This is a genomic window from Phyllobacterium sp. 22229, assembly GCF_052056495.1.
Classification (GTDB): Bacteria; Pseudomonadota; Alphaproteobacteria; order Rhizobiales; family Rhizobiaceae; genus Phyllobacterium; species Phyllobacterium myrsinacearum.
The window spans coordinates 87,806-111,645 of record NZ_JBQEPA010000012.1 but is presented as its reverse complement, the minus strand read 5'-3'; the positions used below and the strand labels follow the sequence as shown (position 1 = coordinate 111,645).

The window sequence follows — 23,840 nt, the reverse complement described above, 5'->3', positions numbered from 1 at the left end:
ATGTTTTTGGCAGTTTTGACAAATATTCTTTATAAAGCAATGGCTTACGAAAAAGGTATTATATTACCACATGCTTCTTGCCCGGATTTGCAGCGCTTTGCGGGATTTTAAGCCCGCTTGCAGCCCTAGCTGCGCGGCGGAATCGAATAGGTCGCGGTGGCATGGGCCACCAGTTCGTTGTCTTCGCCATTGGTGAGCGCGATATCCATCACCGCGAGCCGTTTGCCCAGCTTGAGCACCTTTGCCGTGGCATCGATGGGCCCGAGTTGCGGCTTGCGCAGGAAGTTGATGTTGAGATTGGTTGTCACCGCAAGGGCGATGGGGCCGATCTGTGCGAGGATCGCCACATAGGCTGCAATATCGGCAAGGGCAAACAGGGTAGGGCCTGATACCGTGCCGCCGGGGCGCAGATGCCGGTCCGCCGGATCAAGCCGCATCGTGGCATAACCCGGCCCTGCACCGGTAACGGTAAAGGCCACCCCGTCCGCGTTCACCTGCGGAAATTCGCGCTCCAGAAAGGCCGTTAACGCTGTTACATCCATTGCCGTTTCCAAAGGGCACTCCATCTGTTCTCTGGCGTTGATCGCTGGTATTCCTAATCATCCGTGTTTTCTTTGCAAGGAAGCCAGTCATGACGCTGCTCCGATCCGCGCTATTTTTCATTGCCGTTCTGGCGGCAACGCCCGTGACGCCGTCCCTTGCGCAGACCGCGCCGCAGATCGAACCCTTCAGCCTGCCGATCCGGCCGGTGACGCTGACCCAGGACATCATCAAGCGCTTTCTCTACAGCTTTGCGCCCGTTGGCGCGCAGATGAAGGAAGAAGCTGCGGGCAACGCCGTCCTTTCACCCGAAGCAACGGCGCGGCTGGACAAGAAGGCGGTGGAATATGGCTTCAAGGATTTCAATGACTGGGGCGAAACCACAAGAACCATCATGGTAACCTATCATTGGGTGACCAATCCCGATCCGCGCGAGGAGGTGGAAAAGGCCATCGCCTCCATCCCGTCCATGCCCAACCTGTCTGACAAGCAGAAGGCGGAAATGATTGACGGACTGAAAAGCGGATTGGCAACGGTCGAGAAAGCGCGCCCGTCGGAAGAGAATCTGGCTATTGTCAAAAAGCATATGAGTTCGATCAAACCACTCTATAAACAATGGACCAGCCTCTGACCGCGGTTGTACGGGCATGGCAACGAGGAGCGACATGGGAGAAGTTCACATTATCCGCAAGGATGAACCAATCGTCGGACATGAGCTTGCCTCGGGCGTTCTGCGCCTGACATTGCAGAATCCGCCTGCCAATGCGCTTTCGCTCGCCATGATGCGTCTGCTGCTCGATCATTTGCAGGCGGCGCGGGACGACAAGGCTGTACGGGTGATCATCATCGATTCGGCGCAGAAGCTGTTTTCGGCGGGCCATGACCTGAAGGAACTGACGGCGCACCGGCAGGACGCCGACCGCGGCCGGGCATTTTTCGAAGAGACGATGCAGCTCTGCGCCGAGCTGATGCAGGCCATCGTGCATCATCCAAGGCCGGTGATTGCCGCGGTTGGCGGCCTTGCCACAGCGGCGGGATGCCAGCTTGTCGCCTCCTGTGATCTGGCGATCTGCTCCGACAAGGCGACATTCTGCACGCCGGGCGTCAATATCGGTCTTTTCTGCTCCACGCCCATGGTGGCCCTGTCGCGCAACGTCTCGCGCAAACAGGCCATGGAAATGCTCCTGACCGGCGAGACCATCGATGCCTCAACGGCACGGGAGTTCGGCTTGGTCAACCGCGTGGTGCCGGAGGAGTACCTGAATCCGATTGTCAGGAAATACGCCCAAGCCATTGCGGAGAAATCGACTTTAACCGTCAAGACTGGCAAGGAAGGCTTTTACCGGCAGGCCGAAATGGGACTTTCAGAGGCCTACGCCTACACGGCGCAGGTGATGGTAGAAAACATGCTGGCGCGCGATGCGGAGGAAGGCATCAACGCCTTCATCGAAAAGCGCAAGCCGGAATGGACGGGCGAATAAGCGCATGGATCACGATCATTATCCGGACGACTATATCAGCGGCATTCTTTCATCCGTCAAAACCATTGCCATGGTGGGCGCATCAGCCAATGAGGTGCGGCCAAGCTTCTTTGTCATGAAGTACCTGATCGACAAGGGCTACCGGGTCATACCGGTCAATCCGGGACAGGCGGGCAAGGACATTCTCGGCCAGAAGGTTTTTGCGCGCCTCGCCGATATCCCCGAAGCCATCGACATGGTCGACGTATTCCGCGCCTCCGAGGCCGTGCCGGCGATTGTCGATGAAGTCCTGGCGCTGAAGCCATTGCCAAAGGTCATCTGGACGCAGTTGACCGTCCGCCACGACGAAGCGGCGCGCAAGGCGGAAGCGGCTGGTATCCAGGTGGTGATGAATCGCTGCCCCAAGATCGAATATGCGCGGCTGTGCGGCGAGATCGGCTGGAGCGGCGTCAATTCGCGCATCCTGTCGGCGAAAAAACCGCAGATGCGGCAGGGCTTCCAGAGTTTTGGCCTCAGATCGCCAAAATAGGTTGGCGGCAAAGCCGCAATCCCATAGCGTATGGAAAAATCAGGAATGACAGGGAGATGAACCATGGCGCACCGCGCACCCGGAATTGAGACTCTTGCCGTGCATGCGGGCGCCCAGCCTGATCCGGCAACCGGCGCGCGCGCCACGCCGATCTACCAGACGACAGCCTTTGTTTTCGACGATGCCGACCATGCCGCGTCACTGTTCGGTCTGAAGGCGTTCGGCAATATCTATACCCGCATCACCAATCCGACCAATGCGGTGCTCGAAGAGCGCATGGCTGCACTGGAAGGCGGGACTGCCGCGCTGGCGGTTGCGTCGGGCCATGCGGCACAGCTGCTGGTTTTTCACACATTGATGCAGCCCGGCGACAATTTCATCGCCTCCAAAAAACTCTATGGCGGCTCCATCAATCAGTTCGGCCAGTCGTTCAAGTCCTTCGATTGGCATGTGCGCTGGGCGGAGCCCGACGATCTCGCCTCGTTCGAAGCGCAGATTGATGACCGGACGCGCGCGATCTTCATCGAAAGCTTTGCCAATCCCGGCGGTATCGTCACCGATATCGAGGCGATCGCCGCCATCGCCCACAAGCATGGCCTGCCGCTGATCGTCGACAACACGCTGGCATCGCCCTATCTCATCCGCCCCATCGAGCACGGCGCCGATATCATCGTGCATTCCATGACCAAATTCCTCGGCGGCCACGGCAATTCCATGGGCGGCGTGATTGTCGATTGCGGCACGTTCGACTGGTCGAAATCCGGCCACTATCCGCTGTTGTCCGAGCCGCGCAGCGAATATAATGGCATCGTGCTGCACGAAACCTTCGGCAATTTTGCCTTTGCCATCGCCTGCCGTGTGCTTGGGTTGCGCGATCTCGGGCCGGCGCTGTCGCCGTTCAACGCGTTCCAGATCCTGACCGGCATCGAAACCTTGCCGCTGCGCATGCAGCGCCACGCGGACAATGCGCTGAAAGTGGCGCAATGGCTTTCCGGCCATGCAAAGGTGGCCTGGGTCAGCTATGCCGGTCTGCCTGATGATCCCTATCATGCCCTGCAGCAGAAATATGCGCCGCGCGGCGCCGGTGCGGTGTTCACTTTCGGGCTGAAGGGCGGCTATGAAGCCGGGGTCAAGCTGGTCGAACACCTGCAGCTGTTTTCGCATCTGGCCAATATCGGCGATACCAAATCCCTGATCATTCATCCCGCATCGACCACGCACCGGCAATTGAGCGATGCACAGAAGATCGCCGCGGGTGCGGGGCCGGATGTCGTGCGGCTGTCCATCGGCATCGAGACCGTCGAGGATCTGATTTCCGATCTCGACCAGGCACTGACGAAGGCGGGATAAGCCCATGACATCATCGCATTTTGTCACCATCGATTTCGGCAGCATCGATCCCGAACACGGCGCCCCGGCGGCGGACCGGGTGATCGCGGGCGATCCGCAGTTCCGCACCTGGAACTGCGACGAGGCCGATGGCGGCCTCTATGCCGGGATCTGGGAAGCAACGCCGGGCAAATGGCGCATCGTCTATGACGAGTGGGAGTTCTGCCACATCCTCTCCGGCCGTTCGGTCGTCACGGAAGAGGGCGGCAGGGAGCAGCATTTGCAGGCGGGAGACAGTTTTGTGCTGCGCCCCGGCTTTCGCGGCACCTGGGAAGTCATCGAAACCACCCGCAAGGAATATGTGATCCGGTTGTAGCGCCCATTCTTGCTTACCACTCCGCGTCCAAGCGCTCCAGTCCATGGAAATGATAGGTATCCTTGAAGCGCGGCGCTTGCTTGAAGTGCAGCCCGGGAAGCCGGTCGAACAGCACTTTGAGCGAGACCTGCAGTTCCAGCCGCGCCAGCGGCGCGCCAATGCAGAAATGGATACCCGCGCCAAAGGACAGGTTTTTCTGGTCTGACCGTTCCGGCAGAAAGACACCGGCCTCGGCGAAAGCATTGGGGTCGCGGTTGCCTGCGCCCAGCATCAGGCCGATCTGGTCGCCGGGCTTCACCGCAATGCCATCGCCAAGGTCGATCTCCTCATAGGCGTAGCGCGTGAACATATGCAGCGGCGCGTCGAAGCGCAGGCATTCCTCGACCGTTCGCGCCGTCGAATCGGCATCGTGAAACAGTGCGGCGGCGCTGCGGCCGCTTTCCACAATGGTTTTGACCGCATTGCCGGTCTGGTGCACCGTGGCTTCGTGCCCGGCATTGAGCAGCAGGATTGCGGTGGTGATCAGCTCGTCCTCGGAGAGTTTCGCACCGTCCGCCTCGGCCGCCAGCAGCAGGCTGAGAAGATCGTCGGCCGGTTCGCTGCGCCGCCGTCCGGCATAGTCCCTGAGGAAGCCGGAGAATTCGGCGGCGGCGGCATTGGCGCTGTCTTCCGACCGGCGGTTGCGGCCATGCATGTACATCGCAACCATGCGGTGCGACCAGTCGAGAAGCCGCGGCGCCGCTTCCGTCGGCACCCCAAGCATTTCGGCAATCACGGTGACGGGAATGGGCGTGGCGAAATCGGCGATGAGATCGGCTTTGCCCTTTGCCTCGAAGCGGTCGATCAGCGTGTGCGCCAGCGTTTCGATGCGCGGGCGCAGCCTTTCCACCTGCCTGGAGACGAAGGCGCGGTTCACCAGCGTGCGCAGCCGGGTGTGGGTGGGCGGTTCCAGCTCCAGCATCGAGAATTTTTCGACGTGGTCGAAGTCTTTGAGGTGTGCACGATCACCGGTATTGCCCTGGGAATCAGCGATGCCATGGCGGTTTTCCCGGCCGAAGCGGCGGTCGCGCAATAGTTTGTTGACGCCGTCATAGCCGATGAAACACCAGAACCCGTATTCCTCCCAGAAGAACGCCGATGTCTGCGCATGCAGCGCGGCATAGGCGCCATAGGGATTCTGCACAAAGACCTGATCGTGCGGATCGAGCCGCAGATGGCGGGTGGCAGGCGTGAACTGGAATGAGGCTGGTGTGGCAGGTGTCATGATCAGATATACCGTGGGTCAAGCGAAGGAGAGACAGAGAATGGGCGGATCACCGCTTTGCATGCGGCGCCAGCTAACGAAACCAGCGCAGTCGAGAAGGTCGTCATAGACACGGCGGCAGCGGGTGCGCATCTGTGTGGCAGCATCGAGCTGCAGCACCACGATGCCGCCTTTGCCAACAGTGACGGACGTCATGCCGTCATCGGGTGCATCAAGCGATGTCATGCAATCGATCCAGGCGTCCATGTTGGCGCCGTAGAAGGAGGGGAAGCCAAACGCGGCGGCAAACACGCGGTGAAAGCTCTGCGCGTCGAAAATGTTTGAGCAATCGATGCGAATGGTTTCATATTGCATGCGAATCTCCCTCCTTCAGCAGTCATAGCAGGACCCCATCATGAAAATCACCATCGTCGGAGCAGGAATTGCCGGACTGTCCAGCGCCTGGTCGCTGGCCAAGGCCGGTCATGCGGTGACGCTGATCGAGCAGGGGCCGATACCAAACCCGCTGGCAGCCTCCGGTGATCATCACCGCATCATCCGCCGCGCCTATGGTGCCGCCGGCGGGTATGCCGATGCGATTTCCGAGGCCTATGCGGCGTGGGATGAGCTGTGGCAGGATATCGGCGCGAGCCATCTCGATCCGCGCGGCTTCATCTGCATATCGCGCGAAGCGGGCGATGACGCCGAGGAATACCGCAAGGGGCTCGAGCAGGGCGGTTATCCCCTTGAGCTTTATGAGCCGGCCGAAGCCATAAGGCGCTATGGTTATCTGGAAGCGGGCACGTTCCGCTATGCGTTCTTCTCGCCGGAAGGCGGAGCGCTGCATTGCCGCAGGATCGCCGGGGACATGGCGCGCTGGCTGCGTGCACATGGCGCCACGCTTCTGGAAAACACCGTGGTGACCGCCGTCGACAGCGCCGCGGGTGCGGTAACCCTTGCGGACGGCACGGTGATCACAGCCGACAAGGTGGTGGTGACGGCAGGGGCCTGGGTGACAAAACTGTTCCCCGATCTCGTCTCGTCCCTCACCACCTACCGGACGGCCGTGGTCTATCTCGAACCGCCTGCGGATTTGCAGGCAGCCTGGGAGCATTCTCCCGTTGTGCTCGATGTGGGCGGGCGTACCGACGGCTATATCATTCCGGCCAGCGGCGGCGGCGGCCTGAAATTCGGTTCGGGCCTGCACAAGCGCAAATCGGCCGATGCCGACGCTGCTCGTGTCGCCGAGGCGGGCGAGGGCGAGGCGATCCGCGACCTCTTCGCCCCGCCGCTGCAGCGGATTGGCGAATACCGGGTGAGCAGCGTCGTGACATGCGCCTACACCTTCACGGACGATGAGCGGTTTTTCGCCGTGGAACGGGACAAATGCCTCGTCGTCTCGGCCTGTTCCGGACACGGATACAAATTCGGCGCGGCTGTCGGGCGGCGGGTTGCGCAAACGCTGGGAACCGGCGATGTGCCGCTGCTGCAGCGCTGGTTGCGGGCGGAAGCCGCGTAAAAAGCGGTCCTGCGCTTGCGCTCCTTACGGGATGGCGGCAGAACATCTTGCGGAACAGGGTGGCAACGCCCTATGTATCGAATGTGTAATCCACGAATCTGGGGGCTTTTGCTCCCCTTGTTCTCCAAAAACGCTGAGGCCCACCGATGAGAGATCCAATCGAAACAGCAATGAACCTCGTACCCATGGTCGTCGAGCAGACCAACCGGGGCGAGCGGGCCTATGATATTTTCTCGCGCCTGCTGAAAGAACGCATCATTTTCATTACCGGACCCATCGAGGACGGCATGGCGACGCTGATCTGCGCCCAGCTTCTGTTCCTTGAATCGGAAAATCCGAAGAAAGAGATCAACCTCTACATCAATTCACCCGGCGGCGTGGTCACGTCGGGCATGGCGATCTACGACACCATGCAGTTCATCCGCCCGGCCGTTTCGACCCTGTGCTTCGGTCAGGCCGCCTCGATGGGTTCGCTGCTTCTGACAGCCGGTGAAAAGGACATGCGCTTCGTGCTGCCCAACGCCCGCATCATGCTGCACCAGCCGTCAGGCGGTTTCCAGGGCCAGGCATCGGACATCGAGCGCCATGCCCAGGACATCATCAAAATGAAGCGCCGCCTCAACGAGATCTATGTCAAACACACGGGCCGCGACTACGAGACAATCGAGAAGACTCTCGACCGCGACCACTTCATGACGGCACAGGAATCACTCGAGTTCGGTCTTATCGACAAGGTGCTCGAATCCCGTGCGATCATCGAAGGGGATACAAAGTAACCGGCTAAATGGCCGCACCGGGTCGGGAATGAACTTTTTTTGACCCGGATGCGGACTTTTTGCCACACATCTGGCTTGCATGCAGGCCAACAGACGCTACGTTAAGTGATTGGTGAGTAGAGGAAGCCTATTCTTCGAATTACTATTCGAATCATTCCCCGCAGGGCAGAGTCCCAAAGGGGGTGAACGGTTCCCGGCCAAACAGGGCGCCGATACTGAAAGGAAACTGCAATGAGCAAAGTCAGCAACGGCGGCGGTGATTCAAAGAATACGCTTTATTGCTCGTTTTGCGGGAAGAGCCAGCACGAAGTTCGCAAGTTGATTGCGGGCCCGACTGTTTTCATCTGCGATGAATGCGTTGAGCTGTGCATGGACATCATCCGCGAGGAAAACAAATCCTCGATGGTGAAATCCCGCGAAGGCGTTCCGACGCCGCAGGAAATCATGGCGGTGCTCGATGATTACGTCATCGGCCAGAACCATGCCAAGCGTGTTCTCTCTGTCGCGGTGCACAACCACTATAAGCGGTTGGCCCACGCATCGAAAAACAATGAAGTCGAACTGGCGAAGTCCAACATCCTTCTCGTTGGCCCAACCGGTTGCGGCAAAACCTATCTGGCGCAATCGCTCGCCCGCATCATCGACGTGCCGTTTACAATGGCAGACGCGACGACGCTGACGGAAGCCGGTTATGTCGGCGAGGATGTCGAGAACATCATTCTCAAGCTGCTGCAGTCGGCCGACTACAATGTCGAGCGGGCCCAGCGCGGCATCGTCTATATCGACGAAGTCGACAAGATCAGCCGCAAGTCCGACAATCCGTCGATCACACGCGACGTGTCGGGTGAGGGCGTGCAGCAGGCGCTGCTGAAGATCATGGAAGGCACGGTCGCTTCCGTTCCGCCGCAGGGCGGACGCAAGCATCCTCAGCAGGAGTTCCTGCAGGTGGACACGACCAACATCCTGTTCATCTGCGGCGGTGCCTTTGCCGGTCTCGACAAGATCATCTCGGCACGCGGCGAAAAGACCTCCATCGGCTTCAGCGCTGCGGTGAAGGCGCCGGATGATCGCCGCGTCGGCGCGATCTTCCGCGAGCTTGAACCGGAAGATCTGTTGAAATTCGGTCTCATCCCCGAATTTGTCGGCCGTCTGCCTGTCATCGCCACGCTCGAGGATCTCGACGAAGCTGCCCTGGTGCAGATTCTGTCGGAACCGAAGAACGCCCTGGTCAAGCAGTACCAGCGCCTGTTCGACATGGAAAACGTCGAGCTGACGTTCCATGAGGACGCGCTGAAGGCAATCGCCCTCAAGGCCATTGCCCGCAAGACCGGCGCACGCGGCCTGCGTTCGATCATGGAAAAGATCCTGCTCGACACGATGTATGAACTGCCGACGCTCGATGGCGTTCAGGAGGTCGTGATCTCCGGCGATGTGGTTGAGGGCAATTCGCGCCCGCTCTACATCTATGCCGAGCGCAAGGAAGAAAAGGGCAATGTTTCGGCATAAGACACCGAACCAATGCCTGGGAAGCAGGGGCTCCGCATCAGCGGAGCCTTTTGCATTTTGACCTTGGCGTTTGTTGCGGGTCTTAATTGCGCCACGAAACAATATTTACGGTTGATTAACCACAAGGGGCGCACAATTTTTGCAGAGCAGCGTCGGTAAGACAGTGTAGGCCGGGCAGTATCGCCCCCGTCGACAGATGATTTCCACGAAAATCATCCTCTTCAGAGGTGTGCTGCATCGCAAAAGATTGCGCTTGGAGTTTGGTAGGAGCAGGATAGATTACGATTCTGTGACCGAGCTTGAAACCGGGGCGCTTGAAACCAGAGCCCCGCCACTCCAAGTAAAGGTTAAGCTGCACAGCCGGTCGTATGCCGCTCTTCGCATGATCCCCAAAAGTGATCCCGACTTTTGGAAAGATCAGGCAACCAAAGGGTACCCGGATGTGGCGATCTAGGCCGATTGGCCTGAGAAAGGACATGAAATGACGGTTGCAAGCAAGAAGACACTGGCGGGTGGAGAAAGCGGGCTTTATGCCGTTTTGCCATTGCGCGATATCGTTGTCTTCCCACACATGATCGTTCCGCTCTTTGTCGGTCGCGAAAAATCCATTCGCGCACTTGAGGAAGTGATGGGCGTCGACAAGCAAATCCTGCTTGCCACACAGAAGAACGCTGCGGATGATGATCCGCAGGCGGATGCCATCTACAACATCGGCACCATCGCCAATGTCCTGCAGTTGCTGAAACTGCCGGACGGTACGGTCAAGGTTTTGGTCGAAGGTATTGCCCGCGCTGAAATCACCGGTTTCAGCGACCGCGAGGATTACCACGAAGCCAATGCCACGACGCTGTCGGAACCGGCCGAAGATGCGGTGGAAATCGAAGCCCTGGCCCGCTCCGTCGTGTCGGACTTTGAAAACTACGTGAAGCTGAACAAGAAGATTTCGCCTGAAGTCGTTGGCGCTGCCGGACAGATCGAGGACTACTCGAAGCTGGCCGATACGGTCGCCTCGCATCTTGCGATCAAGATTCCCGAGAAGCAGGACATGCTGTCGATCCTGTCCGTGCGCGCACGGCTGGAAAAGGCCATGTCGTTCATGGAGTCGGAAATTTCCGTTCTTCAGGTGGAAAAGCGTATCCGTTCGCGCGTCAAGCGCCAGATGGAGAAGACCCAGCGCGAGTACTACCTCAATGAACAGATGAAGGCGATCCAGAAGGAACTCGGCGACGGCGAAGACGGCCGCGACGAGGCAGCCGAGCTGGAAGAGCGCATCAAGAAGACGAAATTCTCCAAGGAAGCGCGCGAAAAGGCCAATCAGGAGCTGAAGAAGCTTCGCCAGATGAGCCCGATGTCCGCCGAAGCGACGGTTGTGCGCAATTATCTCGACTGGCTGCTGACCATTCCGTGGGGCAAGAAGTCGAAGGTGAAGAACGACCTGAACCTCGCCGACGAGATCCTGGATGCTGAACATTACGGCCTCGACAAGGTGAAAGACCGGATCGTGGAATATCTCGCCGTGCAGTCGCGGTCGACCAAGATCAAAGGTCCGATCCTGTGCCTCGTTGGTCCTCCCGGCGTCGGCAAGACCTCGCTGGCCCGCTCGATCGCCAAGGCAACCGGCCGTGAATATGTCCGCATGTCGCTTGGCGGCGTGCGTGACGAGGCTGAAATCCGCGGTCACCGCCGCACCTATATCGGTTCGATGCCCGGCAAGGTCATCCAGTCGATGAAGAAGGCAAAGAAGTCCAATCCGCTCTTCCTGCTCGATGAAATCGACAAGATGGGCCAGGATTTCCGCGGTGATCCGTCATCGGCTCTGCTCGAGGTGCTTGATCCGGAACAGAACTCAACCTTCATGGATCACTATCTCGAGGTCGAATATGACCTCTCGAACGTGATGTTCGTGACGACGGCCAATACGCTGAACATCCCCGGTCCGCTGATGGACCGCATGGAGATCATCCGTATTGCCGGTTACACGGAAGACGAGAAGGTCGAGATTGCCAAGCGGCACCTCCTGCCCAAGGCCATCCGCGATCATGCGTTGCAGCCGAAGGAGTTTTCCGTATCGGAAGGCGCGATTCGTGCCATCGTCCGCGATTACACGCGGGAAGCCGGTGTGCGCAGTCTCGAACGGGAACTGATGAAGCTTGCCCGCAAGGCAGTGACGGAAATTCTGAAGTCGAAGACCAAGAAGACGGTGAAGGTCACCGAGGCCAACATCAACGACTATCTCGGCGTGCAGAAATTCCGCTTCGGCCAGATCGACGGTGAAGATCAGGTGGGCGTTGTCACGGGTCTTGCCTGGACCGAGGTGGGCGGCGAACTGCTGACCATCGAAGGCGTCATGATGCCCGGCAAGGGCCGCATGACCGTGACGGGCAACCTGCGCGACGTGATGAAGGAATCGATTTCCGCAGCGGCATCCTATGTCCGCTCCAGAGCCATCGATTTCGGCGTCGAGCCGCCGCTGTTCGACCGCAGGGACATCCATGTGCACGTGCCGGAAGGCGCGACGCCGAAGGATGGTCCGTCGGCCGGTATTGCGATGGTAACGGCCATTGTCTCGATCCTGACCGGTATTCCGGTGCGCAAGGATATCGCCATGACCGGCGAGATCACGCTGCGCGGACGGGTCCTGCCGATTGGCGGCCTGAAGGAGAAGCTGCTGGCTGCCCTGCGCGGCGGCATCAAGACGGTTCTGATCCCGGAAGAAAACGCCAAGGATCTGGCGGAGATTCCGGACAATGTGAAGAACGGCCTTGAGATCATCCCGGTATCGCGTGCCGGGGAAGTGATCAGGCATGCGCTCGTGCGTCAGCCGGAGCCGATCGAATGGACGGAGCCGGTCAATGTGCCTGCCGCCGCCGTGGTCGAAGATGATGCTTCGGCGCAGATCGCGCACTGAAGCCACCGGAAATAAACAAACAAAAGCCGGGCAAGCAATTGCCCGGCTTTTTTGATTCGGCATTCGAATTGTTTAGAGCGTGCCTGTTAGGATGCCGACGCCCGCGAGCGCCGCCAGGCCGCCAATGATTCGCACCACGCCGGGGCCGGTGTGGCGGCTGATTCCGCCGATGGCAAAGCCGATGCCGATACCGGCGACGTGGAGCAGGGCGGTGGCAGCCATGAAGCCGCCCGCATAGGCGAGGCCGCCGGCGCTTTCCGGCATTTCCGCGCCATGGGCGTAGCCATGAAAAATGGCGAAGAGGCCGACGAGAGCGGTTGCAATGGCCACCGGCGCCTGAATTTCGAAGGCGACGGCTGCTCCGAGCACAATCACCGAGAGCGCGATGGCGAGTTCGACGAAGGGCAGGCTCGCTCCGGCAGCGCCAAGTGCGCCGCCAGCGGCCATCATGCCGACAAACGCTGCCGGAACGAGCCACAGGGCGCGTCCGCCCAGCTGGAAGGCAAAGATGCCGACGAGAATCATCGCTAGGACGTGATCAAGGCCGGACATGGGGTGGGCGAAGCCATGCGTAAAGCCGCTGGTGTCACCCACGCCGACATGCGCATGGGCAAGGGCAGGGTAAAGCGTGGCGAAGGAGAGGGTTGCGATTCGTGCTGCGCGGTTGTTTGGCATGTGATGTTCCCGTTATTTGGTTTGCTCTTGGAAGGAGGAGAACAGTGTTGCCGCAGAAAATCGCGGGCGCAAAGGATAAAATGTTGCAGGTGCTCACTGCCGCGGCAAAAATCCGTTGCTGCCGGATGCCATATTCCGATCGCGCGCATGGCGCCTGCGATGTGAATTGACCGGTTATCTCGACTTGAAGAAAGGGAAGAAACTATTCCGCTGGGGGAATGGTGGGCGATGAGAGACTCGAACTCCCGACATCTTCGGTGTAAACGAAGCGCTCTACCAACTGAGCTAATCGCCCCCTCACAAAGGGTGTGTGGGGAGCGTTTAGGCGTTTCGTGCGATATTGGCAAGAGGGTATGAGACACTTTTATGATTTGTTTGAAGAGTTTTTCACAATCGCATTTTTCCTGTCCACTAGCGCTTGACACTCCCCCGCGAACCCCTTAAACGACCGCTCACACCAGATGAATTTCTGGTTTGCAAAGTGCGCGGGTGTAGCTCAGTTGGTTAGAGTGCCGGCCTGTCACGCCGGAGGTCGCGGGTTCGAGCCCCGTCACTCGCGCCACTTTTCCCCTAAGTTTATCAGATAGATAGTTGCTTAGAGGAAAAGTGGCGGACCCCGCAGTTTCAACTACCTTTTCTCCCCTAGTTTCAACTTTTTGATCTCATTTCGTTCTTCGGCTATGTTTTTGCGCCCGATCTTGCGCGATTCATCGGCTGCGCGCACTGCTGCCAGATTCACCGGGATGTACGTTTTTTGCAGCGTTTTGTTCTGGTCGATGCTGTTACCCATTTTTGCAGCGATTGATTCTACGGTGCCACCGCCGGATACAGCTTCGACTGCTCCGGTCCGGCGCATGTCTGAGAGTCGACGCTTTTCATCTTTGCCAAACACCAACAGGCGTACATCGGCAAAATCATCGATCAGGCTGCCTTTGGTGAATGGGACCGGGTTGTGTCGCCGGCCGCCTTTCGGGCCGGGCGCTGCACCGCGCGTGCGGAAAATTGGCGCGTCATCGTGCAGATCATAATCGAGACCTGCAATGTAAGCTTGCACGAGGCGGCGCGTCCTTCGGGACATGATCCCGAAGGCGGTCATCGTGGTTTTGCCGCGGGCGGTCAAAAATCCCCAATCGTCCCCTGCGGATACAGCGTGCGCGGGGGTGAGTGTACGGCAATCGACTGGCGAAAAGCTGGTGTCCCATGCAATGGCAATGATGCAGGCCAAGCCTTTATAGCCTGCTCGCCATGCACTTTTGACCAGGCGTGTGGCTTCGCCCTCTGACCAGATTTGTGTTCTGCCTGGTACGCTCTGTTTCTGAATCGCGCGGGAAGGGTCCTGTTTGGGCGTACAGAGCTTCATCGCGGTCATGACGGTATAGAGCGCCCGCCACGTCTTCATCGCGCGCCCAGCCTCGCCTACGCCCTTTTTCTTGATAAGGCTGGCATACCATTTGTCCATATTCTCCATGGATATGGTTTCTGGAGCCACATCTCCAAAGATTGGTTCAATGTATTTCCACCCTCGTTCCCAATCTTCACGGGTCCGGGGCGGCTTGCGTGCCCATTCGTTTGTACGACGGAAACGATAGAAGGCGTCTCCAACACTGTTTACCGGGTACACCTGCAGGATTGGCTCTTCTAAGCCCTTTCGCGTGCGCTGATAGCGTTCTTCCCACTCACGAGCGATTGCCCAGGCATCAGGTCCATCATGGCCGCAGGGAACAGTCTGAAAGCCAAGGGCACGCATCTTGGGCGTGGGCATCCAGTACGCATGTTTGCCCTTGCGGATCACGTAATGCTTGAGCTTGATGTTAGCCAAGTGCGGCAATCCTTTGCGCGACAACATCCTTCGCATCCAATGCTACGGATTTTTGCCCCGCGTTGCCAAGCCCCGATCGCCGATCCAGCCACGCGTCGATCGCTGCAAGATCGTAAAACCCGGTGATCGGGAAGGCTTCCGGAAAACCGATTTGCTCGAGCGCGCGCCGTTTGTCCTCAAACTCCGCTAGCGTCAGATGCAATCGCCGCGCAGCCTTGACGGGCGGTACTAGGCGGGGATCAATGCTAAAGCGAATATCACTCATGGCAACCGCTCCTGATAGAGCTTGCGCGGTGGCAAGGGCTTGGAGAGAGTTGGGGAGGGCTTGGCGTACTTCGGAAAGCCTTGCGACTTGATCGCGCCTTTTGGGCGCTTCATGCCGAGGTGCTTTTCCTCGCGGCGCTTGGCTTCTGAAATCACAGCCATATCGATTTTTGTCTTTGGCTTGTGGCAGCACTCCACGCCGAGGAGTTGACCGTCGGCGGCCGTCAGCTTTCGGGTCTTGTCGACTTCAAGGCCATCCGGTTTGATATGGTCAACTGCGTAGAGCTTCTTGCCGAGAATCAGGCCGCATCCTTCGCAGAAAATGCCGTGCTTCGGATGCATCGCGCGCTTGACGATCTCGGCATACACGGTACGTGAGAATTCGCGGCGAGCCATCACGCCACCTCTTCGGCAACAAATGCCGGATGTCGGTTTGACATGTGCCGCCGCAGGTTCTCAAAGGAACGATTGCAGCAAGAGCAGACGCCGGCTGCTGCACGGTTCTTCAGGCGCGTGATTTGGCCTTTGTGAGCCGCTGCTGAGCGTTCGGCTGCTGTCCGGAGTTCCCTCTCACAGACGATCTGGTCATCTTTCTGGGATAACCGTTGCTTGAGAAGGTCACGTTCCCGGCGAAGTTCGTCTTCGCGGCTTTCGCATTCTCTGTAGTGCCACTCATGGCCATTTGGGCAGAACACAAGGTATCCAGAGGTATTCTTGGTACCCTTGCGTGCTTGTGCTGCCTCATAAATGTAGCGCGGGAAGGCGTGCTGAACTTTGCACCGAGGACAGGTGCTGAAGAAAAACTGTTCGCCGTTGTAGAGGACCGACCCCACCATCAGTTCGCCCTCCGCGCGCGCTTGACGGCACGTTCAACGATCTGACCAAGTTCAGTCTCCATCTGCGCGAATACGGCTTCGTTCTGCGCGACCTCAAGCTTCAATTGAAGATGAGTACGATCATAGATGGCGGCCAAGACCTTTGACCGGCGGACTTCATATGGTGCGTGCAGGGGAATGGAGGTCATGATGCGATTTTCCCCATTGCCCGATAATTGCTCTGACAAGTGCGCCAGGCCTCAATGATGGCTTCGCATTTGCCGCGCTGGTTCCGATATTCTTCATCAGCCTCGACGGCGGCATAGAAGCGCTCACAAGCCAGCTTGAAATCTTCCGATAGCAGGGAGTGAGCATCGCGCTCGGCGACGCTTCCGGTGGCCTTGAGGAAGGCACGGGCCTTTGCAGCCCGCCTTTCATCTTCCCTGCGTTCCCGCATTGCCTTGGCCGCGGCTGCCGGTTGCGCATGCACTTCCAACATGTCGAATGCCATGTGAACTGTTTCGTCTCGGATCGTGAAGCGCGGGCTCATGCTGCCACCCGGTCATAGGCTTGCCGCATGATGTCGACGAGCTTGTCCCAGTCCGGCGGGAAGAAAGTCTCTTGCAGGTGCGCAAACTCGGAACGAAGCTCTTCCCAGTCGCCTTCGTCCTGAACACATGCAAAGCGGGTTTCAGCATCGGAGATTACGTCTGCCGGGTTGTCAGTTGCCGTTTGAACAGCAGGCTTCGACGGCGACGGTGGCAAAAGCTCCATTGACCGTTGTTCGATCTCAACGTCGGTTGCGTCGTCGAGATATTTGTCATCACCGTTGCCTGGAATTGGATCAACGCCACGCAATGCAGACAGTGGTGAAGGCGGTGAGGGTGGTGTTGGTGGAGCTTTCTGCTCAGGCTCGTAAATTTCACCGGCAATCTCGCGAGCCTCGTACTCATCGGTAATGCCGCCAAGCACGTCGGCGAAGAGTTCCCGAAGGCAGTATCCCGCTGCGCGCCATTTCTGCATACGCTGCGGATAGCGGAACCACGGGGCTTCATTGGGGACATCGGACCATTCCTTGGTGGTCCAGTCCTGCTTTTTGACAAAAGGACGTTCGTCCCAAAGGCCCGCGCGTTTGGCATCTTCGATGGAAAACTCTTCGCGTTTGGTTTCACCGGTATCGGCGCGTTTGGCTTCGCACCAGCCGATGCCACGCACTTCATCGTATCCGGTACGGATGTAGGCAGCCTTCTTGGATCGGCGGGTAACGTTGATGATGCCGTCCCCGTAAAGCGCCGGCCGTCCACCAATCACGGTGAAGCTTCGCAGGGAGACCATAGGCGGCATACCCAGTTCGGCGCCGGCCATGATCGCAATCGCGACTGCGCTGACCGCATCGTCGCCGGTCTTTCGACCAACAAGCGCTTTTGGTGCAAGACCGGCCATGACGACCATCTTGGAGACGCGCCAGATTTCCTCGATTGACTGAGGAACAATGGCGTTCACGTTTCCACCGACCATCAATGCAGGTGGACGGGCCTCGATGATATGAGCTGGAGCGTTCATGCGGCTTCTCCCGGCGCATCAGTTGTTTCGGGGACGAAGATGCGAAGGACGGATTTCTCCGCCCGGTCCGACGCATCCTTGATTTCCATGATCTGAACTTTGGCTTCGCCGCGGCTGGTCTCGACGTAAACCATCTGGCCGACTTCAACGGGAATGTCCGAGAAGTAGTCATAGGTCTTGTCGCTGAAACCGAATTTGACGGCCACGATCAGGCGCTTGTTTGCTGCTTCTTCCATGATCAAGCTGCCCGCTGTTCTTCAAAGCGCTCAACGCCAGCGAGATCATGACCTGAGCGGATCGCTCGGTTGGCCAACTGCTCGACGAGTGCTTTCATTTCGGGGTGATCCTTCAGGGCGACGAGCGCCTTGTCGTAGTCCGTGATGCGAGCGGAAACGAATGTGCGAAGTGACACCCTGGAACCGGTCCGGCCCGCAGTGGCATTGCGTGCCTGCGCCTCGCGTTCTGCCTCAGCGGCTTCCTTGGCCAATTGTTCGGCGTTCGCCTTCGCTGCCAAGTCCACTGGGTCATTCGGATTGGTCGAAACGTCTTGAGCCTTACGCGCAGCTTCCTCAGCCTCGCGCCGAATGCGGTCCGCTTCTCGTTGGGCCACTGCCTGCCGCTCGCGCTCTTTGCGTTGCTCTTCAAGCAAGTACGCGTCCATGTGGCGCTTGACCTTCGTGGACAGTTCCTTCGGCTCTTCCTTGAGGTCGCGCCATTTCTCATCAACCTTGCGTCCTTCGTCAAGGCTGGGCTGCTTCTCGACCTTGTGCAGGCTGATTGCCTTGGTTGCGATAGCCGAAAGGCGCTTTGTCCACGACGCGGCCTTGTCCGCCTGCTCTTTGGTCGTGATCGTTGTTTTCAGAAACGTCTCGGCGATTTCCTTGTCGCTTTCGAACTCAGCCTTCAATGCCTCGAAAGGATCGGCGGGGAGATTGGACAGTGCTGCGGCTGGAGCGGGTTCGCCTGGCCACTCCTGACCGCCTCTTACAGCATGGTAGGTTGCTTCGCTGATCGGGTTGCGGCAAGCGAAAGTCCAGGCGCTTTCAGCTTCAGTGACCTTGCCATCAACAAGGCAATACCGCTTGCCCTTGGCATCAAACCAGATGGCGACAGTCTGCCAAGGCCCGTCCTTATGGGCACGTCGTCGATAGAAGCCTGCTTCCGGATCTGCCTCGGAAACACCGAGTACCTTCATCTGATCGCGCGATAGTTCGCCGCAATCGCCAACCAGTTCCAAAGCTTTGAAGTACCATGCGTATGCGGTTGTCATGCTGCGATCCTTTGAAATTCAGTGGTCCAGCTCGCAATGCGAATGAAGGCGGCGTTCTGCCAGCTTCCATGGGCCATCTTGTTGTGAAGTTTGAGGGCGATGCGGCGCAGGTATTCCAGCGGATCGGCCTCGGTCTTTGCCTTCTGCGCGATGATGCAGAGGTAGATGTCCGAAAGCTCGCAGCCAGCAGTGCCGCCGGGAGGCGTATCCAGCCGGTCAGAAGCGCGAAGGTCGCCGAGATAGTCGAGAAGGTGGGAATAGCTGGTCATTTGCTACCGCCCTTCGGTTCCCGGCTGCGACTGGTGCCTTCACTGAGGCGGCAGTTGTAGTAGCCGGAGGCGCAGGAATACTCAGGAGCAGCTTCCGGCTCACGGGGCGTCCAGGTGGCGTAAGTACCGCATCCGCTCAACTGCAGGGACGCCGTGACGACAGCCACAATGAAAATGGTTCCAATGATATGTGCGCGGCGGGACGTCATGCTGCTGCCGCCGTTTCTTCGGCTGCGATAAGCGCCGAGTTGATCCAGTCGCGGATTTCTTTGAGTTCATCGGCCGTGACGTACCGCGTATTGCTGGTGAACGTGCCTTCAAGACTGATCTGAAATACTGCACCTGACCGGTCGAACCGGGTTATATGCTTGCGAACGAACAGTTCGAGGCCGAGGCTCTTCTCATCAGCAGCATCGAGAGAGAAATTCTCGATGGCCTTGAGGTTGGCGTTGACGATGGTCATGCTGCCACCTGCAACATTGCATCAGTGGAGCACTGGCGGATCAATTCGGGATCGGCAGGAACCCAATTGAGGGCTTTCTGCTCATTGCGGATCGCCCGCTCAATGCATTCACGGAAAGCTGCTGGGTAACCGCTTGGACGCAGACTTTCACACCGGGCATCTACAAGGGCTTCAAAGGTTGTGTCGGTGACTGGCATTGCTGTCTCCATCCGTTGTTGATGGAGATATATTTAACGGTAGAATTACCGCTAGTCAACAGGAAACGGTAACATTACCGCTTTTTTGTCTTGCCCGACCACTCATGGTCTACCAGAATCAGCGCAACAAAAAACCGACTGAAGGGCGAATGCCCTGGCGCGGCAATTGAGCGGATTGAAAATTTGGCTAATGGTATGTTAACCGTGCCATGGTCTCCTTAGGAGAAAGGAATTCAACTATGTCCACGATTTACACCATCGGATACGAAGGTACCGATATCGACAAATTTATTCAGACTTTAAAGGTTGTGGGTATAGCAGTCCTAGCAGACGTGAGGGCATTGCCACTCTCTCGAAAGAAGGGATTTTCGAAGAACTCGTTGCGCGAGCATTTGGAGCGTGCTGGTATCGAATACCATTCTTATCAAGAGTTAGGCGATCCAAAGCCGGGCAGGGATGCTGCAAGGGCGGGGCGGTTCGATGAATTCCGAAAAATTTACACCGATCATATTGAGACGCCTCAAGCCACTAAACGTGTGGCAGATCTCGCCGGCGTAGCTGCAAAGAATATCACGTGCATGCTCTGTTTTGAGCGAGACCCGACGACTTGCCATCGATCGATTGTTGCTGAAAAATTGATTGACTATGGCATTGCACATTTTGATCTCTACGGGGACGATCCAAAGAAATACGAGCGAAATCGATCAGCTTTGCCAACTTTTGGGATGCTAGCTGCCGAATAATTCAATCAAAGAGATCGAGCGTTATTGGTTTGGGCAATTCTCTTGGTGGGTAGATCAAACTTACAATAAGCCATTTGTCAGGAAATCGATGGATTGTTCCCATTAAGAACATCAAGTCTTTGGTGGGTAGCTCAATTTCAATTTTATCCCGAAATTGCTTCTCCCAATTAATCCCATAAGTGTCGAAGCAGCGCCAGAACAATGCGCCGACTTCCCAGTCCACGATTTTGTGACGATACTCTGCCAATCCAAGAGATGCAGAATTGCATTCATATTCATAATGAAAATCAAACGGGAGCTTCCGAAGTGTCCTGATCGCCTTCTCGTCGGTATCATCAAACAGCCCAACTTGCTGCTGGTATTTCAGCAGCTTCTGAAGTTCAGCTTCAGTCCAATTTGGATCACTAACCGGTGTAATCGTAAGTCGTTTTATGGATGCTGGCCTTAAAATCCCTAGAGTTGCTTTTTTCTTTTGCCGCTCCAACTCCAACTGCTCGAAGTCGCTGTAGGCTGGCAATCTCGAAAGCTGGTCCCGCCGCGCGCTCCAATTGTTTTTGGTTGAGATTGGTTCTGGGTCTCGCTCAATTGTGTCTACGAAAAGCTTGTTGCTTTCAGGCCTATGGTCTTTAGGGGCCTTCTGGATTCGAACTGTAATCCACTGCCATTTTCGGAACTGCTGTTCATTTGAAATCAGCCGAAAGGGTACCGGATAAAGACGTATCGGTCGCCCATTCTCATCAATTCCTGCAACGCATGACGTTTCCGAGTATTTGCTACTTGGGGACGGATAAGTCTTTGCAAGAATCAGTATTCTCCGCGTTTGGGTTGTTGCCAATGCTCACTCCATATCCGGTACAAGCTCGTTCCAATCATTTCCCTCCGGCAGCGCCGGTTTCATCCTGCAGTGAATTTCATTACGTCAATGTTGCTTTTGATATGGGTCACTAGCTGCATGGCTTCTATAAACCCGTCCAATCCGCCAGTTGCGTCTTTTGAATAATCGTACGGCCACTCAACTCGACGGGTAGTGATCTCTCTTCCTGATTGCATCTGCGAAACATAAGAACCGCCCACGCATCCATCCGTGTCAGTGGTCACAGGCTTGTTGCTATCCACGCGGATGGCGCCAGTGCGACCGGGGAAGTCATGACCTAGAATGCAAACCCACTTTGGGACTGAGCCGGATCCGTAGTTAATGTAAAGCTCTGCGTGCCGCCCCGTGATGTTGCACTCGCGACGATCTGACATTTTATCGACCGAGCAACCGATAGACCATTCAACAGGTCCAGCCTTAAGATGCCCGCTACCGTCATCATAGATCGTATAGGCATAACCTGAGGGTGTTGTGCCTTGCCTCGACTTTGTCAGGCGCCCAATGAGAGTCTCAATCTCAATCCGTTCATTGGGAAACCACTTGTGTTGCAAAGGGATAATTTGAACAGATGCCGGGGCGGATGGCTTTGGCGGTGCATAGGATTGAGGCGGCGCAACGCACCCCGCCAACCAAGATGCGCTGATAAATGCGACAGCGCCTACTATTCCCCGCATAAATCCCCCAATGCGTTACGACTGCAGTTTAAACGATCCCTGAATCCCACCTTGCTTGCTGATTTTATTGACCATTCGGCGCAGTTGGTTTGCTCTTATGGTCACGTAAATTTCACCAACCCAATCGAGTTCTTGGTTCTCAATCGGGTGATCATTCCATGATTCCAAAGTGTAACCGCGTTCGCCACGCCGGATCGTTTTCAGGTATCTTCGGCCATCGCGTGTCCGAACTGCCGCTTCTTCCCCAAGGAACGAGTCCGTTCCGCGTTTCTGATCTCTCCAAACGATAACTACATCACCCTCGTCATAGCGAGGCAGCATAGAGATACCTTTGACCTGGAAAGCGATCATGTCGCCAGGCATTGGAATTTCCATATGGATCTGGTCAAGGCCTTCCGGTGGCGTTTGTTCGAAATCAGGCTCGATGACAGCGCCGGCACCGATGAAACCCATCAAGGAAACGGTGACGACCTTGGATGCTGCCTGATCATCCAGTGAACAGTCGCCTTCCAGTAGCCATGCAATCGTCGTTTCGAGGACTGGGGCGAGGGCGGTAATCGTCTTTGTTGAAACGCCCGCACGGCCCTTCTGTTGAATGGCCCGCTGCATGTTGCGGATTGCATCCTTGCTCAAGCCCGCTTTCGATGACGCTGCCTGTGCTGACAGCCCCACCGCCTCAAGGCGCTCTTCTACACGTTTCAATACTTCATCAAGCATGAGCGGTAGAATGACCGCTTAAATCAATGCCGAAAAGCGGTAATAAAACCGTTGACATTAGCGGTAGAATTACCGCATATAGAGGCATGATCAACATCCAGCACCTGCTCGACGTGGCCGAAGCATATCGAATTGCTAATGGCATTGAAGAAAAAACAGTAAGCAATCGCGTCTTTGCGGATGCGAAGAAACTGACTGCCCTTCGATGTGGTGCTGATATCACAATCAGTCGTTTCAACGACGCCCTGCGATGGTTCTCGGCCAATTGGCCAGATAACACAGAATGGCCAGTTGCTGTTGCTCGCCCAACTTTGGAGCGCGCAGCATGAGTGCCGCCGACGCCCAACTGAAATCCATTATTGATCGTGTTCTCCACTTGAAGGAAGAGCAAGACGAACTGGCAATTGAAATCCGCGAAATCTATGCGGAGGCCAAGGGCAAAGGATACGACAAGACCGCCTTGGGGCAGGTTGTCTCCCACTTGCGTAAGGTCGAGAAGGTTGGTCGGGATGCGGTCACCGAACGCGAAGCAATGTTCGATCTTTATCTCACCTCTTATGAAACTGGCACGACGCTTGCTACGCATACGCATGCAGCAAAAACCGGATACGCCGCCCAGAAGGGCATCGATCCCAAGCTTGCACACACCATCGTAACCGGCATGCAGACCGAAACCGGTCGCAATGCTCTTGTCGCTGCCATCGACGTCATGATCGAGCGCGAAGAGCAGATAGACCCGGAGACGGGCGAAATCACAGAATCCTTGGCTGATTTGCCAAGCGATGCGGTATCCGAGAGGACCGCTACACTGGTCGATGCCTCTGCATCGGCTGAGGCTGCAATAGAGGGGCAACCTTCGGTGACCGCAGCTACCAGCGCCAAAGGCGCCGGGGAGGCGGCTCCGGCTGACCTCCCCACCAATTCGCCGGACAAGGCGTCCGACACGATGGGCGGAACAGGGGATGACTGCAGCTTCGGTAACCGCGGAGTATGGCCCCCTCAAGAAGGTGAGAGTAGCAACCTTGGAAACGACAGCCTTAGCGTCGTGACAGCCGGAGAGACGGCAACTGATCAATTCGCACCTCCTTCGTTTCTGGCACCCAAAACGGTACGCGATTACAGGCCGCACTGCCAAAGGCCAGAGGCTTGCGGAGCATCGTCGCTTGACCATTGCTATTCGTGCCGCAAAGCAGTGGCGGAGGCTGCAGCATGACAATGCGGTCAATATTAATCCCCCTTACGTGCGGAAAGTTCGCAGTCATAGACGCTGCGGACGCGCACTTGGTCGCG

At 57.2% G+C, this 23,840-nt stretch carries 32 protein-coding genes and 2 tRNA genes; 14 read left to right on the top strand and 20 right to left on the bottom strand.

Annotated features, from left to right (window positions below):
* Positions 1-125: 125 nt before the first annotated feature.
* Positions 126-542 carry a PaaI family thioesterase gene (locus ACTJJ7_RS16080; RefSeq protein WP_105735526.1) on the bottom strand — a complete coding sequence of 139 codons (417 nt, stop codon included), beginning with the start codon at positions 540-542 and terminating at the stop codon, positions 126-128.
* A gap of 89 nt (positions 543-631) precedes the next feature.
* On the opposite strand from ACTJJ7_RS16080, the gene ACTJJ7_RS16075 reads away from it, so the two are divergent.
* From ACTJJ7_RS16075 to ACTJJ7_RS16055, 5 genes are all read left to right on the top strand, one after another.
* Entirely contained in the window at positions 632-1,171 is a 540-nt protein-coding gene (locus tag ACTJJ7_RS16075; protein WP_440968061.1) for a hypothetical protein, read from the top strand.
* 34 nt (positions 1,172-1,205) lie between these two features.
* Entirely contained in the window at positions 1,206-2,021 is an 816-nt protein-coding gene (locus tag ACTJJ7_RS16070; protein WP_440968059.1) for an enoyl-CoA hydratase, read from the top strand.
* A 4-nt stretch (positions 2,022-2,025) separates the two neighbouring features.
* Positions 2,026-2,550: a CoA-binding protein gene (locus ACTJJ7_RS16065; protein WP_105735521.1), complete on the top strand. Its 525-nt coding sequence runs from the start codon at positions 2,026-2,028 to the stop codon at positions 2,548-2,550.
* 63 nt (positions 2,551-2,613) lie between these two features.
* Positions 2,614-3,900: an O-acetylhomoserine aminocarboxypropyltransferase gene (locus tag ACTJJ7_RS16060; protein ID WP_440968057.1), complete on the top strand. Its 1,287-nt coding sequence runs from the start codon at positions 2,614-2,616 to the stop codon at positions 3,898-3,900.
* A 4-nt stretch (positions 3,901-3,904) separates the two neighbouring features.
* Positions 3,905-4,255, top strand: coding sequence for a cupin domain-containing protein (locus tag ACTJJ7_RS16055; protein WP_440968055.1), 351 nt, complete (start codon positions 3,905-3,907; stop codon positions 4,253-4,255).
* A gap of 13 nt (positions 4,256-4,268) precedes the next feature.
* On the opposite strand, the gene ACTJJ7_RS16050 is transcribed toward ACTJJ7_RS16055, so the two are convergent.
* Both ACTJJ7_RS16050 and ACTJJ7_RS16045 read right to left on the bottom strand, forming a co-directional pair.
* On the bottom strand, positions 4,269-5,519 hold the full coding sequence (locus ACTJJ7_RS16050; RefSeq protein WP_440968053.1) for a cytochrome P450: 1,251 nt from the start codon (positions 5,517-5,519) through the stop codon (positions 4,269-4,271).
* 18 nt (positions 5,520-5,537) lie between these two features.
* Positions 5,538-5,873, bottom strand: coding sequence for a barstar family protein (locus tag ACTJJ7_RS16045; RefSeq protein WP_440968051.1), 336 nt, complete (start codon positions 5,871-5,873; stop codon positions 5,538-5,540).
* 40 nt (positions 5,874-5,913) lie between these two features.
* Here ACTJJ7_RS16045 and ACTJJ7_RS16040 point away from each other — a divergent pair, with 40 nt between their 5' ends.
* From ACTJJ7_RS16040 to lon, 4 genes are all read left to right on the top strand, one after another.
* Entirely contained in the window at positions 5,914-7,017 is a 1,104-nt protein-coding gene (locus ACTJJ7_RS16040; RefSeq protein WP_440968049.1) for an NAD(P)/FAD-dependent oxidoreductase, read from the top strand.
* Between the two features lie 146 nt (positions 7,018-7,163).
* Entirely contained in the window at positions 7,164-7,793 is a 630-nt protein-coding gene (locus ACTJJ7_RS16035) for an ATP-dependent Clp protease proteolytic subunit (protein WP_105735509.1), read from the top strand.
* Between the two features lie 231 nt (positions 7,794-8,024).
* Positions 8,025-9,299 carry an ATP-dependent Clp protease ATP-binding subunit ClpX gene (gene clpX / locus ACTJJ7_RS16030; RefSeq protein WP_105735507.1) on the top strand — a complete coding sequence of 425 codons (1,275 nt, stop codon included), beginning with the start codon at positions 8,025-8,027 and terminating at the stop codon, positions 9,297-9,299.
* A 481-nt stretch (positions 9,300-9,780) separates the two neighbouring features.
* Positions 9,781-12,207: an endopeptidase La gene (gene lon, locus ACTJJ7_RS16025; RefSeq protein ID WP_105735503.1), complete on the top strand. Its 2,427-nt coding sequence runs from the start codon at positions 9,781-9,783 to the stop codon at positions 12,205-12,207.
* A 72-nt stretch (positions 12,208-12,279) separates the two neighbouring features.
* Here the strand turns inward: lon and ACTJJ7_RS16020 are convergent, their stop codons facing one another.
* Entirely contained in the window at positions 12,280-12,882 is a 603-nt protein-coding gene (locus tag ACTJJ7_RS16020) for a HupE/UreJ family protein (protein ID WP_440968047.1), read from the bottom strand.
* Between the two features lie 47 nt (positions 12,883-12,929).
* On the opposite strand from ACTJJ7_RS16020, the gene ACTJJ7_RS16015 reads away from it, so the two are divergent.
* A complete protein-coding gene (locus ACTJJ7_RS16015) occupies positions 12,930-13,052 on the top strand; it encodes a hypothetical protein (protein WP_440968045.1) in 123 nt (40 codons plus the stop codon).
* 49 nt (positions 13,053-13,101) lie between these two features.
* Here ACTJJ7_RS16015 and ACTJJ7_RS16010 read toward each other — a convergent pair.
* A tRNA-Val gene (locus ACTJJ7_RS16010) sits at positions 13,102-13,177 on the bottom strand.
* 190 nt (positions 13,178-13,367) lie between these two features.
* On the opposite strand from ACTJJ7_RS16010, the gene ACTJJ7_RS16005 reads away from it, so the two are divergent.
* Positions 13,368-13,444 (top strand) — tRNA-Asp (locus tag ACTJJ7_RS16005).
* A gap of 66 nt (positions 13,445-13,510) precedes the next feature.
* On the opposite strand, the gene ACTJJ7_RS16000 is transcribed toward ACTJJ7_RS16005, so the two are convergent.
* The 13 genes from ACTJJ7_RS16000 to ACTJJ7_RS15940 are packed head-to-tail and all read right to left on the bottom strand — an operon-like array spanning position 13,511 to position 19,542.
* Complete coding sequence (locus tag ACTJJ7_RS16000; RefSeq protein WP_440968043.1) at positions 13,511-14,701, bottom strand: hypothetical protein; 1,191 nt, start codon at positions 14,699-14,701, stop codon at positions 13,511-13,513.
* The gene (locus ACTJJ7_RS15995; RefSeq protein ID WP_440968042.1) at positions 14,694-14,966 is read right to left on the bottom strand and encodes a hypothetical protein; all 273 of its coding nucleotides are present in this window, start codon (positions 14,964-14,966) and stop codon (positions 14,694-14,696) included. The genes ACTJJ7_RS16000 and ACTJJ7_RS15995 overlap by 8 nt, the downstream gene beginning before the upstream one ends.
* Complete coding sequence (locus ACTJJ7_RS15990; protein WP_440968040.1) at positions 14,963-15,361, bottom strand: hypothetical protein; 399 nt, start codon at positions 15,359-15,361, stop codon at positions 14,963-14,965. The genes ACTJJ7_RS15995 and ACTJJ7_RS15990 overlap by 4 nt, the downstream gene beginning before the upstream one ends.
* On the bottom strand, positions 15,361-15,801 hold the full coding sequence (locus ACTJJ7_RS15985) for a hypothetical protein (protein WP_440968038.1): 441 nt from the start codon (positions 15,799-15,801) through the stop codon (positions 15,361-15,363). Before ACTJJ7_RS15985 ends, ACTJJ7_RS15990 begins: the two co-directional genes overlap by 1 nt.
* Complete coding sequence (locus ACTJJ7_RS15980) at positions 15,801-15,989, bottom strand: hypothetical protein (protein ID WP_440968036.1); 189 nt, start codon at positions 15,987-15,989, stop codon at positions 15,801-15,803. The genes ACTJJ7_RS15985 and ACTJJ7_RS15980 overlap by 1 nt, the downstream gene beginning before the upstream one ends.
* A complete protein-coding gene (locus ACTJJ7_RS15975; RefSeq protein ID WP_440968034.1) occupies positions 15,986-16,330 on the bottom strand; it encodes a hypothetical protein in 345 nt (114 codons plus the stop codon). The genes ACTJJ7_RS15980 and ACTJJ7_RS15975 overlap by 4 nt, the downstream gene beginning before the upstream one ends.
* On the bottom strand, positions 16,327-17,343 hold the full coding sequence (locus tag ACTJJ7_RS15970) for a hypothetical protein (RefSeq protein ID WP_440968032.1): 1,017 nt from the start codon (positions 17,341-17,343) through the stop codon (positions 16,327-16,329). Before ACTJJ7_RS15970 ends, ACTJJ7_RS15975 begins: the two co-directional genes overlap by 4 nt.
* Positions 17,340-17,579: a hypothetical protein gene (locus ACTJJ7_RS15965; protein WP_440968031.1), complete on the bottom strand. Its 240-nt coding sequence runs from the start codon at positions 17,577-17,579 to the stop codon at positions 17,340-17,342. Before ACTJJ7_RS15965 ends, ACTJJ7_RS15970 begins: the two co-directional genes overlap by 4 nt.
* Positions 17,580-17,581: 2 nt before the next feature.
* Positions 17,582-18,613: a hypothetical protein gene (locus tag ACTJJ7_RS15960; RefSeq protein WP_440968029.1), complete on the bottom strand. Its 1,032-nt coding sequence runs from the start codon at positions 18,611-18,613 to the stop codon at positions 17,582-17,584.
* Complete coding sequence (locus tag ACTJJ7_RS15955; RefSeq protein ID WP_440968027.1) at positions 18,610-18,882, bottom strand: hypothetical protein; 273 nt, start codon at positions 18,880-18,882, stop codon at positions 18,610-18,612. The genes ACTJJ7_RS15960 and ACTJJ7_RS15955 overlap by 4 nt, the downstream gene beginning before the upstream one ends.
* The gene (locus ACTJJ7_RS15950) at positions 18,879-19,091 is read right to left on the bottom strand and encodes a hypothetical protein (RefSeq protein ID WP_440968026.1); all 213 of its coding nucleotides are present in this window, start codon (positions 19,089-19,091) and stop codon (positions 18,879-18,881) included. The genes ACTJJ7_RS15955 and ACTJJ7_RS15950 overlap by 4 nt, the downstream gene beginning before the upstream one ends.
* The gene (locus tag ACTJJ7_RS15945) at positions 19,088-19,345 is read right to left on the bottom strand and encodes a hypothetical protein (RefSeq protein ID WP_440968024.1); all 258 of its coding nucleotides are present in this window, start codon (positions 19,343-19,345) and stop codon (positions 19,088-19,090) included. The genes ACTJJ7_RS15950 and ACTJJ7_RS15945 overlap by 4 nt, the downstream gene beginning before the upstream one ends.
* Positions 19,342-19,542, bottom strand: a complete 201-nt coding sequence (locus tag ACTJJ7_RS15940) for a hypothetical protein (protein WP_440968022.1) — start codon at positions 19,540-19,542, stop codon at positions 19,342-19,344. The genes ACTJJ7_RS15945 and ACTJJ7_RS15940 overlap by 4 nt, the downstream gene beginning before the upstream one ends.
* Positions 19,543-19,781: 239 nt before the next feature.
* Between ACTJJ7_RS15940 and ACTJJ7_RS15935 the strand changes: the two genes are divergently transcribed.
* Positions 19,782-20,285: a DUF488 domain-containing protein gene (locus ACTJJ7_RS15935; RefSeq protein WP_440968020.1), complete on the top strand. Its 504-nt coding sequence runs from the start codon at positions 19,782-19,784 to the stop codon at positions 20,283-20,285.
* 1 nt (position 20,286) lies between these two features.
* Here ACTJJ7_RS15935 and ACTJJ7_RS15930 read toward each other — a convergent pair whose 3' ends face one another.
* Together ACTJJ7_RS15930 and ACTJJ7_RS15925 are read right to left on the bottom strand one after the other, a co-directional pair.
* Positions 20,287-21,120 carry a hypothetical protein gene (locus ACTJJ7_RS15930; RefSeq protein ID WP_440968018.1) on the bottom strand — a complete coding sequence of 278 codons (834 nt, stop codon included), beginning with the start codon at positions 21,118-21,120 and terminating at the stop codon, positions 20,287-20,289.
* A 728-nt stretch (positions 21,121-21,848) separates the two neighbouring features.
* Positions 21,849-22,550 carry a S24 family peptidase gene (locus ACTJJ7_RS15925; RefSeq protein ID WP_440968016.1) on the bottom strand — a complete coding sequence of 234 codons (702 nt, stop codon included), beginning with the start codon at positions 22,548-22,550 and terminating at the stop codon, positions 21,849-21,851.
* An 86-nt stretch (positions 22,551-22,636) separates the two neighbouring features.
* Between ACTJJ7_RS15925 and ACTJJ7_RS15920 the strand changes: the two genes are divergently transcribed.
* Together ACTJJ7_RS15920 and ACTJJ7_RS15915 are read left to right on the top strand one after the other, a co-directional pair.
* Entirely contained in the window at positions 22,637-22,879 is a 243-nt protein-coding gene (locus ACTJJ7_RS15920; RefSeq protein WP_440968015.1) for a hypothetical protein, read from the top strand.
* The gene (locus ACTJJ7_RS15915) at positions 22,876-23,763 is read left to right on the top strand and encodes a DUF2312 domain-containing protein (protein ID WP_440968013.1); all 888 of its coding nucleotides are present in this window, start codon (positions 22,876-22,878) and stop codon (positions 23,761-23,763) included. Before ACTJJ7_RS15920 ends, ACTJJ7_RS15915 begins: the two co-directional genes overlap by 4 nt.
* Positions 23,764-23,840: the final 77 nt, after the last annotated feature.

What these genes read in the sequence shown, in the direction of transcription:
- ACTJJ7_RS16060 (WP_440968057.1), top strand. Translation starts at nt 2,614, where the DNA reads ATGGCGCACCGCGCACCCGGAATTGAGACTCTTGCCGTGCATGCGGGC.
- ACTJJ7_RS15960 (WP_440968029.1), bottom strand. Translation starts at nt 18,613, where the DNA reads ATGACAACCGCATACGCATGGTACTTCAAAGCTTTGGAACTGGTTGGC.
- ACTJJ7_RS15935 (WP_440968020.1), top strand. Translation starts at nt 19,782, where the DNA reads ATGTCCACGATTTACACCATCGGATACGAAGGTACCGATATCGACAAA.
- ACTJJ7_RS16080 (WP_105735526.1), bottom strand. Translation starts at nt 542, where the DNA reads ATGGATGTAACAGCGTTAACGGCCTTTCTGGAGCGCGAATTTCCGCAG.
- ACTJJ7_RS15925 (WP_440968016.1), bottom strand. Translation starts at nt 22,550, where the DNA reads ATGCTTGATGAAGTATTGAAACGTGTAGAAGAGCGCCTTGAGGCGGTG.
- ACTJJ7_RS15985 (WP_440968038.1), bottom strand. Translation starts at nt 15,801, where the DNA reads ATGGTGGGGTCGGTCCTCTACAACGGCGAACAGTTTTTCTTCAGCACC.
- ACTJJ7_RS16020 (WP_440968047.1), bottom strand. Translation starts at nt 12,882, where the DNA reads ATGCCAAACAACCGCGCAGCACGAATCGCAACCCTCTCCTTCGCCACG.
- ACTJJ7_RS15915 (WP_440968013.1), top strand. Translation starts at nt 22,876, where the DNA reads ATGAGTGCCGCCGACGCCCAACTGAAATCCATTATTGATCGTGTTCTC.
- ACTJJ7_RS15945 (WP_440968024.1), bottom strand. Translation starts at nt 19,345, where the DNA reads ATGACCATCGTCAACGCCAACCTCAAGGCCATCGAGAATTTCTCTCTC.
- ACTJJ7_RS15965 (WP_440968031.1), bottom strand. Translation starts at nt 17,579, where the DNA reads ATGGAAGAAGCAGCAAACAAGCGCCTGATCGTGGCCGTCAAATTCGGT.
- ACTJJ7_RS16055 (WP_440968055.1), top strand. Translation starts at nt 3,905, where the DNA reads ATGACATCATCGCATTTTGTCACCATCGATTTCGGCAGCATCGATCCC.
- ACTJJ7_RS16040 (WP_440968049.1), top strand. Translation starts at nt 5,914, where the DNA reads ATGAAAATCACCATCGTCGGAGCAGGAATTGCCGGACTGTCCAGCGCC.
- lon (WP_105735503.1), top strand. Translation starts at nt 9,781, where the DNA reads ATGACGGTTGCAAGCAAGAAGACACTGGCGGGTGGAGAAAGCGGGCTT.
- ACTJJ7_RS15980 (WP_440968036.1), bottom strand. Translation starts at nt 15,989, where the DNA reads ATGACCTCCATTCCCCTGCACGCACCATATGAAGTCCGCCGGTCAAAG.
- ACTJJ7_RS15950 (WP_440968026.1), bottom strand. Translation starts at nt 19,091, where the DNA reads ATGACGTCCCGCCGCGCACATATCATTGGAACCATTTTCATTGTGGCT.
- ACTJJ7_RS15990 (WP_440968040.1), bottom strand. Translation starts at nt 15,361, where the DNA reads ATGGCTCGCCGCGAATTCTCACGTACCGTGTATGCCGAGATCGTCAAG.
- ACTJJ7_RS15970 (WP_440968032.1), bottom strand. Translation starts at nt 17,343, where the DNA reads ATGAACGCTCCAGCTCATATCATCGAGGCCCGTCCACCTGCATTGATG.
- ACTJJ7_RS15940 (WP_440968022.1), bottom strand. Translation starts at nt 19,542, where the DNA reads ATGCCAGTCACCGACACAACCTTTGAAGCCCTTGTAGATGCCCGGTGT.
- clpX (WP_105735507.1), top strand. Translation starts at nt 8,025, where the DNA reads ATGAGCAAAGTCAGCAACGGCGGCGGTGATTCAAAGAATACGCTTTAT.
- ACTJJ7_RS16045 (WP_440968051.1), bottom strand. Translation starts at nt 5,873, where the DNA reads ATGCAATATGAAACCATTCGCATCGATTGCTCAAACATTTTCGACGCG.
- ACTJJ7_RS16075 (WP_440968061.1), top strand. Translation starts at nt 632, where the DNA reads ATGACGCTGCTCCGATCCGCGCTATTTTTCATTGCCGTTCTGGCGGCA.
- ACTJJ7_RS16050 (WP_440968053.1), bottom strand. Translation starts at nt 5,519, where the DNA reads ATGACACCTGCCACACCAGCCTCATTCCAGTTCACGCCTGCCACCCGC.
- ACTJJ7_RS15955 (WP_440968027.1), bottom strand. Translation starts at nt 18,882, where the DNA reads ATGACCAGCTATTCCCACCTTCTCGACTATCTCGGCGACCTTCGCGCT.
- ACTJJ7_RS15995 (WP_440968042.1), bottom strand. Translation starts at nt 14,966, where the DNA reads ATGAGTGATATTCGCTTTAGCATTGATCCCCGCCTAGTACCGCCCGTC.
- ACTJJ7_RS15975 (WP_440968034.1), bottom strand. Translation starts at nt 16,330, where the DNA reads ATGAGCCCGCGCTTCACGATCCGAGACGAAACAGTTCACATGGCATTC.
- ACTJJ7_RS16035 (WP_105735509.1), top strand. Translation starts at nt 7,164, where the DNA reads ATGAGAGATCCAATCGAAACAGCAATGAACCTCGTACCCATGGTCGTC.
- ACTJJ7_RS16065 (WP_105735521.1), top strand. Translation starts at nt 2,026, where the DNA reads ATGGATCACGATCATTATCCGGACGACTATATCAGCGGCATTCTTTCA.
- ACTJJ7_RS15920 (WP_440968015.1), top strand. Translation starts at nt 22,637, where the DNA reads ATGATCAACATCCAGCACCTGCTCGACGTGGCCGAAGCATATCGAATT.
- ACTJJ7_RS16070 (WP_440968059.1), top strand. Translation starts at nt 1,206, where the DNA reads ATGGGAGAAGTTCACATTATCCGCAAGGATGAACCAATCGTCGGACAT.